The organism is Propionivibrio sp., from assembly GCF_029255185.1.
Classification (GTDB): domain Bacteria; phylum Pseudomonadota; class Gammaproteobacteria; order Burkholderiales; family Rhodocyclaceae; genus Propionivibrio.
In genome coordinates this window covers 1-11,969 of the sequence record NZ_JAPUVO010000038.1, presented here as the reverse complement: position 1 = coordinate 11,969, position 11,969 = coordinate 1, and the positions used below count along the sequence as shown (strand labels likewise).

15 protein-coding genes are annotated in these 11,969 nt (G+C 56.7%); 7 read left to right on the top strand and 8 right to left on the bottom strand.

The window, feature by feature from the left end; all coding sequences use genetic code 11:
- Window positions 1–177: 177 nt before the first annotated feature.
- Genes Q1J43_RS00675 through Q1J43_RS00665 form a run of 3 tightly spaced genes read right to left on the bottom strand, consistent with a single transcriptional unit; the run spans window position 178 to window position 2,512 of the window.
- Entirely contained in the window at window positions 178–594 is a 417-nt protein-coding gene (locus tag Q1J43_RS00675; protein WP_301100363.1) for a hypothetical protein, read from the bottom strand.
- A complete protein-coding gene (locus tag Q1J43_RS00670; protein WP_301100362.1) occupies window positions 594–1,019 on the bottom strand; it encodes a DNA polymerase III subunit chi in 426 nt (141 codons plus the stop codon). Before Q1J43_RS00670 ends, Q1J43_RS00675 begins: the two co-directional genes overlap by 1 nt.
- Complete coding sequence (locus Q1J43_RS00665; RefSeq protein WP_301100361.1) at window positions 1,016–2,512, bottom strand: leucyl aminopeptidase; 1,497 nt, start codon at window positions 2,510–2,512, stop codon at window positions 1,016–1,018. Before Q1J43_RS00665 ends, Q1J43_RS00670 begins: the two co-directional genes overlap by 4 nt.
- A 73-nt stretch (window positions 2,513–2,585) precedes the next feature.
- Here Q1J43_RS00665 and lptF point away from each other — a divergent pair, with 73 nt between their 5' ends.
- Together lptF and lptG are read left to right on the top strand one after the other, a co-directional pair.
- Window positions 2,586–3,665: an LPS export ABC transporter permease LptF gene (gene lptF, locus Q1J43_RS00660; protein WP_301100360.1), complete on the top strand. Its 1,080-nt coding sequence runs from the start codon at window positions 2,586–2,588 to the stop codon at window positions 3,663–3,665.
- Window positions 3,662–4,735 (top strand): LPS export ABC transporter permease LptG, encoded by a 1,074-nt coding sequence (gene lptG, locus Q1J43_RS00655; RefSeq protein ID WP_301100359.1) that lies wholly within the window; start codon window positions 3,662–3,664, stop codon window positions 4,733–4,735. Before lptF ends, lptG begins: the two co-directional genes overlap by 4 nt.
- Here lptG and Q1J43_RS00650 read toward each other — a convergent pair.
- From Q1J43_RS00650 to Q1J43_RS00635, 4 genes are read right to left on the bottom strand one after another with little or no spacing between them, the layout of a single operon-like run.
- The gene (locus tag Q1J43_RS00650) at window positions 4,689–5,153 is read right to left on the bottom strand and encodes an RDD family protein (RefSeq protein ID WP_301100358.1); all 465 of its coding nucleotides are present in this window, start codon (window positions 5,151–5,153) and stop codon (window positions 4,689–4,691) included. The genes lptG and Q1J43_RS00650 overlap by 47 nt on opposite strands.
- Entirely contained in the window at window positions 5,153–5,698 is a 546-nt protein-coding gene (locus tag Q1J43_RS00645; protein ID WP_301100357.1) for a DUF3106 domain-containing protein, read from the bottom strand. The genes Q1J43_RS00650 and Q1J43_RS00645 overlap by 1 nt, the downstream gene beginning before the upstream one ends.
- On the bottom strand, window positions 5,671–6,048 hold the full coding sequence (locus Q1J43_RS00640) for a DUF3619 family protein (protein ID WP_301100356.1): 378 nt from the start codon (window positions 6,046–6,048) through the stop codon (window positions 5,671–5,673). Before Q1J43_RS00640 ends, Q1J43_RS00645 begins: the two co-directional genes overlap by 28 nt.
- Window positions 6,045–6,605, bottom strand: a complete 561-nt coding sequence (locus tag Q1J43_RS00635; protein WP_301100364.1) for an RNA polymerase sigma factor — start codon at window positions 6,603–6,605, stop codon at window positions 6,045–6,047. The genes Q1J43_RS00640 and Q1J43_RS00635 overlap by 4 nt, the downstream gene beginning before the upstream one ends.
- A 146-nt stretch (window positions 6,606–6,751) precedes the next feature.
- Here Q1J43_RS00635 and ilvB point away from each other — a divergent pair, with 146 nt between their 5' ends.
- The 4 genes from ilvB to Q1J43_RS00615 all read left to right on the top strand — a co-directional run bounded on the left by ilvB (window position 6,752) and on the right by Q1J43_RS00615 (window position 10,738).
- Entirely contained in the window at window positions 6,752–8,452 is a 1,701-nt protein-coding gene (gene ilvB, locus Q1J43_RS00630; protein WP_366141811.1) for a biosynthetic-type acetolactate synthase large subunit, read from the top strand.
- Between the two features lie 12 nt (window positions 8,453–8,464).
- Window positions 8,465–8,956 carry an acetolactate synthase small subunit gene (gene ilvN, locus Q1J43_RS00625; RefSeq protein WP_301100353.1) on the top strand — a complete coding sequence of 164 codons (492 nt, stop codon included), beginning with the start codon at window positions 8,465–8,467 and terminating at the stop codon, window positions 8,954–8,956.
- Window positions 8,957–8,995: 39 nt separating this feature from the next.
- Window positions 8,996–10,012, top strand: coding sequence for a ketol-acid reductoisomerase (ilvC, locus tag Q1J43_RS00620; protein WP_301100352.1), 1,017 nt, complete (start codon window positions 8,996–8,998; stop codon window positions 10,010–10,012).
- A gap of 90 nt (window positions 10,013–10,102) precedes the next feature.
- Entirely contained in the window at window positions 10,103–10,738 is a 636-nt protein-coding gene (locus Q1J43_RS00615; RefSeq protein WP_301100351.1) for a phosphatidylserine decarboxylase, read from the top strand.
- Between the two features lie 11 nt (window positions 10,739–10,749).
- Here Q1J43_RS00615 and Q1J43_RS00610 read toward each other — a convergent pair whose 3' ends face one another.
- Window positions 10,750–11,094 (bottom strand): DUF2069 domain-containing protein, encoded by a 345-nt coding sequence (locus Q1J43_RS00610; RefSeq protein ID WP_301100350.1) that lies wholly within the window; start codon window positions 11,092–11,094, stop codon window positions 10,750–10,752.
- A gap of 74 nt (window positions 11,095–11,168) precedes the next feature.
- Here Q1J43_RS00610 and Q1J43_RS00605 point away from each other — a divergent pair, with 74 nt between their 5' ends.
- The gene (locus Q1J43_RS00605; protein WP_301100348.1) at window positions 11,169–11,936 is read left to right on the top strand and encodes a YihY family inner membrane protein; all 768 of its coding nucleotides are present in this window, start codon (window positions 11,169–11,171) and stop codon (window positions 11,934–11,936) included.
- Window positions 11,937–11,969 lie beyond the last annotated feature (33 nt).

Below are 11,969 nucleotides of genomic sequence, written 5' to 3'. Positions count from 1 at the left end.
CCATGAGTCACCCCAAAAAGACAGAAAACTACACAATTCCAAACGCTGTGAACAGCCCCTCTGTAACTCATTGAGCGTAAACGATTATTTCTGTGGGTCGACGACAATGGCATTCGCATTTTGATGCAATTGCCCTGGGTGATTAGCAACAGACAGACAGCACCTGAAGTGAAAGGACTAGCAGCCCTTCCGGTTCGGCTCGTCGAGCGGCAGATGCAACTGCTTGCGCCGGGCGATGAAATCGCGCAGGGCCGTTTCCATGGTCGCGGTGATGCCGGCGCGCAGCTCTTCACCTGCGTGGAGCAAGACCGCTTCGAGCAGACAGGGCAGATCGAAGGTCATCTGTTGTCCGATGGCGTGGGCGATGTCGGACGCCAGGAGCGAGACCTGGGTTTCGTCGAAACGGTTGCTGCTGTCTTCAGCAAAGGCGGTTTCAGCGGAGACGATCTCGGTAAGCACGGGCAGATCGTCATCTTCAATTACTGGCAACAATACGTTCGCTGCTTCCGAGTTGTTGGCCGGTGCGGCAACAAAACTTCGCCGCCGCCGCATCAGAGAGTCAGCGCGGTCGACCACATTGGAATGCTCGGACATCAGTGATTCTCCGCGAGGTCGACATAGGTGATCGCGTAGCCGCGGTCCTTGTAGAACTTGACGCGCTCGCGACCGGCCAGCCGTTCGACCTCGTGCCGACCGACGACTTCAATGACGCTGGTAAAGCGCGAGAAGCCGGGGGGGATTTCGGCGGAAAGGTTGAATAGTCGCTCATTGTGCGACAGTGATTCTAGCGTGTCGGAAATCACCACCGGCGTTTCATCGGCCAGCGGGGATGTGCTGCGCACGTGTGGCAAGAATCCACTGGGCGGGTGCATCCACAGATGGCGGTCGAGCATGCCAGCGACTTCACCGTCGGGGGCATAGACCAGCAGGGCCTTACGGTGCAAAAACGCCTTGCCGATCAGCGCGGCGGCGGCTGCAATTCGGTCGGCAGCGTTATGGTAGAAAAAAATCTGCGTCAATTGAGTTTCCCGGCACGCTTGAGCAGGTAGTGCGTGAGCAGCGCCACGGGGCGGCCCGTGGCGCCTTTGTCGGCGCCGGATTTCCATGCGGTCCCGGCAATGTCCAGGTGCGCCCAGTCGAACTTCTTGGTGAAGCGCGAGAGGAAACAGGCGGCGGAAACACTGCCCGCTGCGCGTCCACCGATGTTAGCCATGTCGGCGAAGTTGCTTTTCAGAAGATCCTGGTAGTCGTCCCACAGCGGCATCTGCCAGGCGCGGTCTTGCGCCTCTTCGCCAGCGTGCAGGAGTTCGCGGGCAAGACCGTCGTCGTTGGTAAAAAGCCCCGTGGCGACATGGCCGAGGGCGATTACGCAGGCGCCGGTCAGGGTGGCGACGTCGATCACCGTTGCCGGCTTGAAGCGCTCGGCATAGGTCAGTGCGTCACAGAGAACCAGGCGACCTTCAGCGTCGGTATTAAGGATTTCGATAGTCTGGCCGGACATCGAGGTGACGATGTCACCCGGCTTGCTGGCCGAACCGCCGGGCATGTTTTCGGAACTGGGGACGATCACCGTGAGATTGATCGGCAGCTCCATTTGCGCCACGGCTTTGAGCGTACCCAGCACACTGGCGGCGCCGCACATGTCGAACTTCATCTCGTCCATTTCGAGGCCCGGTTTGAGCGAAATGCCACCGGAATCGAAGGTGATGCCCTTGCCGACCAGGACCAGCGGCTTCTCCTCGGCGCCACCGCCTTTGTAATGCAGGACGATCAGCTTCGGCGGCTGGTGCGAGCCCTTGGCCACCGACAGCAGCGAGTGCATGCCGAGCGCGTCCATGTCGGCGCGTTCAAGAATCTGGCAGTCGAGCGCATGATCACGGGCCATCTGTTGCGCCGTTTCAGCCAGGTAGCCGGGGGTGCACACGTTGCCGGGCAGGTTGCCAAGCGTTCTGGCCAACGCCACGCCGGCGGCGATGGCCTGTCCCTGGGCCAACGCTTCCTCGGCCAGTGGCAGTTTACTGCGCTGTTCAATAACCACGGACAACTTGCGCAGCGGGTGGCGGACTTCATTTTTCTTGCTTTTGAACTGCTCGAAACGATAGGCGGTTTCCTGGGCGATGATCGCGGCCTGCCGGATGCGCCAGGCCAAATCACGCTTTTTGACGGCGATCTCGGTTAGAAACAGGGCGCCATCCGAGGCGCCCGTTTCGTTGAGCGCCTTGACTGCGCAGCGAATCGCGGCGCAATATTCTTTCTCGTGAAACTCCTTGTCCTTGCCCAGTCCGACCAGCAGTACTCGGTCGCACAGGGTGGCGGGTACGTCGTGCAGAAGCAGGGTAGTCCCGGCTTTTCCTTCCATGTCGCCACGACGGATGATGTCAGAAAGATAGCTGTTCGCGGCATTGTCGATCGACTCGGCGGCAGGCGACAGTTTACGCGATTCAAAAACGCCGACGACGACGCACGCACTGCGCTGCTTCTCCGGGCTTCCGCGTTTTATGCTAAATTCCACTGGATACTCCTTGAACAGTGCAGTTTCGTATCAGGGGTCGATTATCACTGTAGTTTTTCGTTAAAGTCAAAAAATGATCTTCCAGCGTGCCGCCCGGCGCGAGTTTACGCACTCCGCTGCCGGCGTTTTTGTTGCGCTTTTCGCCATCCTGCTGACGACCCAACTGATCCGTTTCCTGGGCGAAGCGGCACAAGGCTCGATTGCGCCGGAAGCCGTGGTGGCGCTGCTCGGCTTTTCAGCGTTGAATTACATCCCGACCCTGCTTTCCCTGGCCGCGTTCATCGCGATTTTATTGGCTTTGTCACGCAGTTATCGTGATTCCGAGATGGTCGTCTGGTTTTCTTCCGGACTCTCCCTGGTGGCATGGATACGGCCGGTACTGGTGTTTACCCTGCCGCTGGTGTTGGCGATTGCTGCGTTGTCGCTCTTCGTTTCCCCATGGGCCCTGTCCCAGAGTTCCGAGTACCGGGGTAATCTCGATATGCGCAAGGATGCCGGACAGGCTTCTCCCGGTGCCTTTCAGGAATCGTCTTCCGGCGATCGTGTCGTTTTCGTCGAGGCGGTTGCCGAAGATGAAAGCTATGTGCGAAACATCTTTGTGAGTTCGGTTCAGAGTGGGCGCCTGGGGGTGACCATGGCCGCGACCGGTCATCAGGAAATTGCCGCGAATGGGGACCGCTTTATTGTTCTGGAAAAAGGTCGCCGTTACGAGGTTGAACCGGGATCTCCGGAATTTCGTATCCTGGAGTACGGGCGTTACGCTATCCGTCTGGAAACCAAGGAGGCGCGTGGCATAGAGCGCACACCGAAAAATATGCCGACCACGGAACTGGTAAAGATCGATTTGCCTGGCTATCGCGCCGAGCTGTTATGGCGCCTCGGCGTTCCGCTGTCGGCCATTGTCCTGGCCCTGCTGGCGATCCCGCTTTCATTTGTCAATCCGCGTGCTGGGCGTTCGGCAAACATGCTTCTGGCGCTGTTTACCTACCTGGTCTACAACAACCTGATGACCATCAGCCAGGCGTGGGTCGCCAGTGGCAGGATTTCATTTGCGATTGGCGTGCTGTCCGTGCACCTGTTCATGCTCTGCCTGCTACCCCTTCTTTTCTACCGTCGCATTGCAGTGCTTTCTTTTGCGCGGTTCGCTCGATGAAAATCTACCGTCGTTACCTGGCGCGCGAAGTCTCCGGCGCGATCCTGCTGGTGCTTGCGGGATTTCTGGCCTTGTTTGGTTTCTTCGACATGATCGCCGAGGTCAAAAATGTCGGCGAGGGATCCTATCAGTTGCACCACGCCGTTGCCTTCGTGGCGTTGCGCATGCCGGGGCGCGTGTATGAACTGATGCCAATTGCCGTGCTGATCGGGACGCTCTATGCCTTGTCGACGCTGGCCCGGCATTCGGAAATTACCGTGCTGCGGGCATCGGGCATGTCTACCCGCAAGCTGCTCAGCGGCTTGTTTCAGGTGGCGGCAGTTTTCGCTCTGATTACTTTTCTGATCGGTGAAGTTGTCGCCCCGCCCGCCGAGCGGGCCGCCCAACAGATGCGTCTCAAGGAGAAGGGCAGTGCCGTTAGTCAGGATCTGCGCAGTGGTTTGTGGGTCAAGGATGAGCGGAGTTTCATCAATGTCCAGGTCGTTCTCCCGGATACCCGCTTACGGGGAGTTCGCATTTATGACTTTGACGAAAGCGCCAGATTACGGTCGGTCACCGATGCGGCTGAGGGCGTCTATCTTCCGCCGGCCAGTTGGCGCTTGAGTGGCGTCGTTCAGACTGTCCTGCATGGCGAGCGATCCGAGGTTCTGAAAATGCCGGATCTGGAATGGCATTCAGCGCTTAATCCGGACATCCTAGCCGTTCTTATGGTCTCGCCGGAGCGCATGTCATTGCTGCATTTGTCGGCATATACCAAACACCTGGCAGAGAACAATCAGAAGACCCAGCGTTACGATATCGCCTTGTGGAAAAAAGTAGTTTACCCGATGGCGGCGCTGGTCATGGTTGCCTTGGCCTTGCCCTTTGGCTACACCCACAACCGGGTTGGTGGGGTCAGCCTCAAGATATTTTCCGGGGTGATGATCGGCGTGTTCTTTCATATGCTCAACGGTTTATTTTCCAACCTTGGCGCCATCAACAGCTGGTCGCCGGTGATCAGTGCGGTAGCCCCTTCGGCCTTGTTTATGCTGACCGCAGTCGGGCTGATCTGGTGGGTTGAGCGGCGCTGATCAGTTGCGTGCCGGCGACCCGGTCGTGCAGGAAATGCCGGTCAGGATCAAACAGGGCCCAGAGGATGCCGATTCCGCCCAACCCCAGGCTGGGCCAGCACAGGAGATAGCGTAGCAATGCCTGTGCCGGGCGGACAGGGCGTCCTGAGCGTGTAAGTAGTCGAATCTGCCAGGTTTTCATGGCCAGCGTTTGACCGCCATTACTCCAGAACCAGATGAAATAGACGAGCAGGACAACAAAGAGGTGCGTCCAGAGGAGTGTTGGTGTCGCCAAGCGATGCGCAAAGGCGCCAAGCAATACGTGCGGTAGGATCAGCGTCACCGCAAGTACGCCGGACAATAAGAGAATTTCGTAACACATGCCGGCCAGCCGGCGCAGGATTCCTGGGCGGACGAAGCGCTGTGGCGCCGGCATCATCAGGGTTTGGTCGTCGTTTCTGCAGCCGTGGCAGCAGGAGTCTGTACGGTGGCTTCTTCATGGGGCGGCAACGGTGCCGGTGTCGTCGGCCGGCCGGGTTTGAGGACGGGTTTGTTGGCGGCCTGTTGTTTCAGCTTTTCTTTTTCGTCTTCAGGCAGGTTGGAATATTCTTCCCACTTTTGTTTGAGTTCCTGCTTTTTCTCCGCCGGAAGCTGATTGGCCGTTTTAAAGTTTTCACGAGCCAGTTGCCGTTTTTCCGGTGAAAGCTTTCCCCATCCCTGCATTTGCCCCTGAATGCGGCGCTGTTCTTCAGCCGTCATGGTAGGAAAACGGGCGACAATGCCGAGCCATTTTTTCTGGCGGAAGTATTCCAGAGAATCCCAGTCATCGGCGAGCGGGGCGAGGACAATTTTCTGCTGTACCGTCAATTCGCTCCACTTGGGCTGTGGCGGTGTTACAACGAGCGACGGGCTGGACGTTTCCGCCCAGCCCGATGTTGCAAGAACACAACTGAAAATTACTGCGACGAAGCGCGTTTTAGCCATGCGTCAAATCCTTTGTCGGTAAACGCCTTAATGGGCAGCTCATCGGCGAGCAGGGCGCTATCAATGGCGCCAAGCTCGGTGACCCGCTGATCGGCTACCCAGAAGGCGGAAAAGACGACACAGACGAGCAAGGCAAGCGCGGTGAATAGCTGCTTGAGATGCAGATGGTCAAGGTGGTGGTGTGCATAACTACCCACGGTGGCCATCACCGACTGCCTGACGACCTGTCTCTGGTGAGCCAGCGCGCCTTGTCGGGCGGCAGCAAGTCGGGTTGTGATTTCGGGGCGTAGTTCGTGCAGCCCGCGATTCAGATGCTGTCTGATCTTGTAGGTGAAATGGTGTTCGTTCATAGCGTGATTCCTTTTGCTTTCAGGGCGGTCGCCAACGTGTGAGTGGCGCGCGAGCAATGGGTTTTTACGCTGCCTTCCGAGCAGCCCATTGCAGAAGCGGTCTCTGCGACGTCCATGTCCTCCCAGTAACGCATAAGGAAGGCTTCGCGTTGACGTGGCGGGAGAAGTTTTATTTCTTTTTCAATAATCACAAGGGTTTGGGATTGCTGTAGCTGTCCGTCCGGAGTGTTGGGCGTGTACGTTCCCAAGTCAACCTCAAGAGTTTCAAGCGGATCGTATTCGTCGTCGGCCGGTGACAGTGCCGAAAGCAGGGTGGTCCACAAGGAGCGGACCTTGCTGCGCCGGTAATAATCACGAATCGTGTTTTGCATGATGCGTTGGAAAAGCATAGGCAGTTCTTCTACCGGACGGTCGCCATATTTTTCGGCGAGCTTCATCATCGAGTCCTGCACGACATCGAGTGCGGATTCTTCGTTACGCACGGCAAACATCGCCTGCTTGAAAGCGCGACGCTCTGCAGAGGCAAGAAAATCCGACAGTTCGCGTTGGCTGGCCAGAATCTGAATCCTTGATGTTGCCGGGCGGGATACTATCCCTTATGTGTCGGCCGTTTTTGGGGAAGTCTTGACCAATTGTGGTCTAGGCTTTAACGTTACAGGCTTTTTCGAGCATTTGGCTAAGTAAGGCGAGAATGATGACCACGATGACCATGATGACCGGTGCGGAGATTGTAATCAGGTGCCTGCAGGAAGAAAAGGTCGAATATGTATTCGGCTATCCCGGCGGCGCGGTTCTTCATCTTTACGACGAACTTTTCAAGCAGGACAAAGTGAAGCACGTCCTGGTTCGCCACGAGCAGGCGGCGGTGCATGCGGCTGATGGCCTGGCGCGCTCGTCGCACAAGGTTGGCGTAGCGCTGGTAACCTCTGGTCCTGGTGCGACCAATGCCGTGACCGGCATTGCGACAGCGTATATGGATTCGATCCCGTTAGTCATCATCACCGGCCAGGTTCCGTCCTACTACATTGGTCAGGATGCCTTCCAGGAGTGCGACACGGTAGGAATCACCCGCCCTTGCGTCAAGCATAACTTCCTGGTCAAGGATGTGCGCGATATCGCCATGACCATGAAAAAGGCGTTCTATATTGCCAGCAGTGGTCGTCCGGGCCCTGTCGTCGTGGATATCCCGAAGGATATTACCGCTGCAAAATGCAAATTTGACTACCCTCAAAGTGTCCAGATGCGCTCGTACAATCCTGTCGTCAAGGGGCATCTTGGGCAGATCAAGAAGGCTGTACAACTTTTGCTCGGTGCCAAGCGGCCGATGATCTACACCGGTGGTGGCGTGATTCTCTCCAACGCCGCAGAACAGTTGGCTACGCTGACGCGCCGTCTGGGCTTCCCGATCACCAATACGCTGATGGGATTGGGCGCCTATCCGGCGACTGATGCCCAGTTCCTTGGCATGCCGGGCATGCATGGCACCCTGGAAGCCAATATGGCCATGCAGAATTGCGACGTATTGCTGGCCATTGGTGCGCGTTTCGACGATCGAGTGATCGGCAATCCGGAGAATTTCGCTTCGCTGCCACGCAAGATCATTCACGTTGATATCGACCCGTCGTCGATTTCAAAACGCGTTCGCGTCGATGTGCCGATTGTCGGCAATGTTCCTGATGTGCTTGATGAGATGATCAAACTGCTCGAGGCCGAGCACGCCAAGACTGATATTGCTGACTGGTGGAAGGAAATTGATGGTTGGCGTTCCAAGCAGTGCATGAAATACACGATGAAAGACGTCATCATGCCGCAGTTTGTCATTGAGAAACTGTGGGAGTTGACGGAGGGCAATGCCATTGTCACCTCGGACGTGGGCCAGCACCAGATGTGGGCGGCGCAGTACTACAAGTTTGACCAGCCGCGGCGCTGGCTGAACTCGGGCGGTCTGGGCACCATGGGCGTCGGCCTGCCTTACGCCATGGGCGCAGCGCTCGCCAACCCGGACAAGCAGATCGCCTGCGTTACTGGCGAAGGCTCGATCCAAATGTGCATTCAGGAACTATCAACGGCCAAGCAATTCCGGCTGCCGATCAAGATAATCAACCTGAACAACCGTTATCTGGGGATGGTCCGTCAGTGGCAGGAGATGTTCCACGGCAGCCGTTATGCCGAGTCATACATGGATTCGCTTCCCGATTTTGTAAAGCTTGCCGAAGCTTACGGCCACGTTGGTATTCGTGTCGAGCGGCCAGAGGACGTTGAGGGGGCGCTGAAAAGGGCTTTTGTTGACCACAAGGACGATCTGGTGTTTCTCGATATCCTCACTGACCGGGAAGCGAATGTTTTCCCGATGGTGGCGGCTGGCAAGGGCCTTTCCGAGATGATCCTGGCCGAAGATCTATAAGGGAACGACAACATGCGACACATTATTTCAATTCTCCTGGAAAACGAAGCCGGTGCGCTTTCGCGTGTGGCCGGACTGTTCTCTGCGCGTGGCTACAACATCGAAACGCTGACCGTGGCGCCAACCGAGGATAGCTCATTGTCCCGGCTGACCATTGTCACCAGCGGTAGCGATGAGGTCATCGAGCAGATTACTAAACAATTGAACAAGCTAATCGATGTCGTCAAGGTCGTCGATCTGTCTGAAGCGGCGCATATCGAGCGCGAGCTTATGCTGATCAAGGTTCGTGCCTCGGGCAAGGACCGCGAGGAAGTAAAGCGCATGGCAGATATCTTCCGTGGGCGAATCATTGACGTTACCGAGTCGAACTACGTGATCGAACTCACCGGTAGCGGCTCAAAGCTCGATGCCTTTATCCAGGCCATTGATGCCGATTTGATCCTCGAAACCGTTCGCACCGGCGTCAGCGGTATTGGCCGCGGCGACCGTATCCTGAAAGTTTAACCCCCTTATTTTTCAAGTTTTCTGCACGAAAGGAACTCCATGAAGGTTTATTACGACAAGGACGCTGACCTCTCCCTGATCAAGGGTAAGAAAGTCACCATCGTTGGTTACGGTTCGCAAGGTCACGCCCACGCCCAGAATCTCTCCGATTCGGGCGTCAAGGTCACCGTTGGTTTGCGCAAGGGCGGTGCGTCCTGGAGCAAGGTCGAGGCGGCCGGGATCAAGGTTGAGGAAGTGGCCAAGGCGGTCAAGGGCGCCGATGTGGTGATGATGCTGTTGCCAGACGAGAACATTCCGGCCGTGTATTACAACGATGTCGAGCCGAACATCAAAAAGGGCGCCGCGCTGGCCTTTGCCCATGGGTTCAATATTCACTATAACCAGGTGGTGCCGCGTGCCGACCTGGATGTCATCATGGTCGCGCCAAAGGGGCCTGGCCATACGGTGCGTTCGGAATACCTCAAGGGCGGCGGCGTTCCATCGCTAATCGCTGTGCACCAGAATGTTTCCAAAAAGGCCAAGGACATCGCGCTGTCGTACGCGGCGGCCAATGGCGGCACCAAGGGCGGTGTCATTGAGACCAATTTTCGGGAAGAGACCGAAACCGATCTCTTCGGCGAACAGACCGTGCTGTGCGGCGGTGCCGTTGAGCTGGTCAAGATGGGCTTCGAAACGCTGGTCGAAGCGGGCTATGCGCCTGAAATGGCCTACTTCGAGTGTCTGCATGAACTCAAGTTGATCGTCGACCTGATGTACGAAGGTGGTATCGCCAACATGAACTACTCGATCTCAAATAATGCCGAGTATGGCGAGTATGTCACCGGACCTGAAGTCATCAACGAAGAGTCGCGCTATGCCATGCGCAACGCGCTCAAGCGTATTCAGAATGGTGAATACGCCAAGATGTTTATCCAGGAAGGCAAGACCAATTACCCTTCGATGACAGCGCGTCGCCGCTTGATGGCCGAACATCCGATCGAGACGGTTGGCGCCAAGCTGCGTGACATGATGCCGTGGATCAGGAAGAACAAGCTGGTTGACCAGACCAAGAACTGATTCTGTTCTGGCTCGGCAGTGCCTGGTGGCTCTGTCTTCACGTTGGGCGGTGTCGGATTCCGAACCGCCCAAGTGTTTTCAAGGACTGAAATGAATTATCCGCATCCGTTTCTTGCCAAAGAAGGCTGGTCCTTCATTGCCGGCTCTCTTCTTCTTGCTGTAGCGGCGTCCTTTGCCGGTTTTTGGGCGCTGCCTCTATGGCTGATCGTTATCTTCTGTCTTCAGTTTTTCCGTGATCCGGCGCGTGTCATTGCTGGCGGGCCAAAGAGTGTGCTGGCACCGGCTGACGGGCGAATTGTCGTGGTCGAGGAGACCGACGATCCCTACCTGAACCGTCGCGCGCTCAAGGTCAGCGTCTTCATGAATGTTTTCAACGTGCACTCGAACCGCTCGCCGATCAAGAGCGTCGTGCAGCAGAAGTGGTACAAGCCGGGGAGTTTTCTCAATGCGGCGCTGGACAAGGCTTCGCTGGAAAACGAGCGTTGTGCGCTACACCTGAAAACAGGCGATGGACGCGACATCACCTGTGTCCAGATCGCCGGCTTGGTGGCTCGGCGCATCCTCAACTACGTCGATGCCGGCACCTCTCTGGAGCCAGGTCAGCGCTACGGCTTCATCCGCTTTGGTTCGCGCGTCGACCTTTACCTGCCGCTCGACAGCAAGGTGAACGTGGTGATCGGTGAAAAGGTTTCTGCGTCGAGCAGCATCCTGGCCGAGCTTTCGTAATTCCGCGCCGATCAGGCCTGACGACCGATGCGTCTGACATAGCCGATTGCCGAGCAGAAAAAAACGAGCGACAAAATAATTTCCCCAGCCGCCAGCCATTGGCTGGTGCCGGTTTCGCCGCTGGCGCGCACGACGCCTTCAGTGAAATAAAGCAGGATCAGCATTGATGCCCACTGGTAGGTGTAGCGGCGACCGTGCAGGATACCAAAGAGTGGCGCCAGGAGCGGCACGCATTTCAGGATCAGCCAGGATCCTCCTGGCTGAATTGGCGCCAGGCGCAACTCCCAGGCCAGGCAAAGAAAAATCAGTACGATCAGGCTGGTGCAGGAGCTTAGATAGAGGCTGCGGAGGAACATTAAGTTGGCTTTGAAAATAGAGTCGGGCGATGTGACAGTGCGCTCGTTGCTGGTGCGGCGATTATAGAGAAATTATGATTTTCCGGCTTCCCCATTTGCGCGCTTTTGCAGCGCGTATTGCTCGGCGATTTGTCGAAGAAAGCTTCGATCAGATCAGTGCCAGTTTGGCGTTTACGACACTCCTCTCGCTGGTGCCTTTGGTCGCTGTCGTGCTGGGTATCATGGCGGCTCTCCCCAGCTTCCCCGTAATGGTTGATCAACTTGATCAGTTTGTCATACGCAGCCTCCTTCCGGAGCGAAGCGCCGGGATGATCATCAACTACGTACTCGAATTTTCGCAAAAAGCGGCGAATGTCACCTTTTTTGGCCTGGCTGGGTTATTCGCATCGGTTCTTTTCCTTCTGCTTAGCGTCGAACGGGCATTCAATCATGTGTGGCGCGTGACTGAAAATCGGCCGTGGTGGAAAAAGCTCAGGCTTTATGCAACCGTTCTGGCACTGTGGCCTTTCGTGGTCACCGGCGTGGTTCTGGCAATCTACTATGCTGTCACTACCTCGCTCGGTCTGATCGATGAACCGGAATGGTTGCGCGATTTCATGTTCAAGGCGGCAGGTCTGTCCGTTGCCGCCATTTTCCTGGCCGGGCTTTATTTTGCTGTTCCCAATGCCCGCGTTACACCGAGTGACGCACAGTGGGCCGGTTTGTTTGCCGCAATCGGCTTCCTGTTGATACAAAAGGTCCTTCAGACATTTCTGTGGGTCAGTAGTACGCTTTCGCGCATGGTCTTCAAGGAGGGCGTGCGATGGAAAGCGTGGAGTTGTATCGGCAATTGCTGGGTCTGACGTTGCCGTGGGCGGTGGAGCGAGTCGAATTGG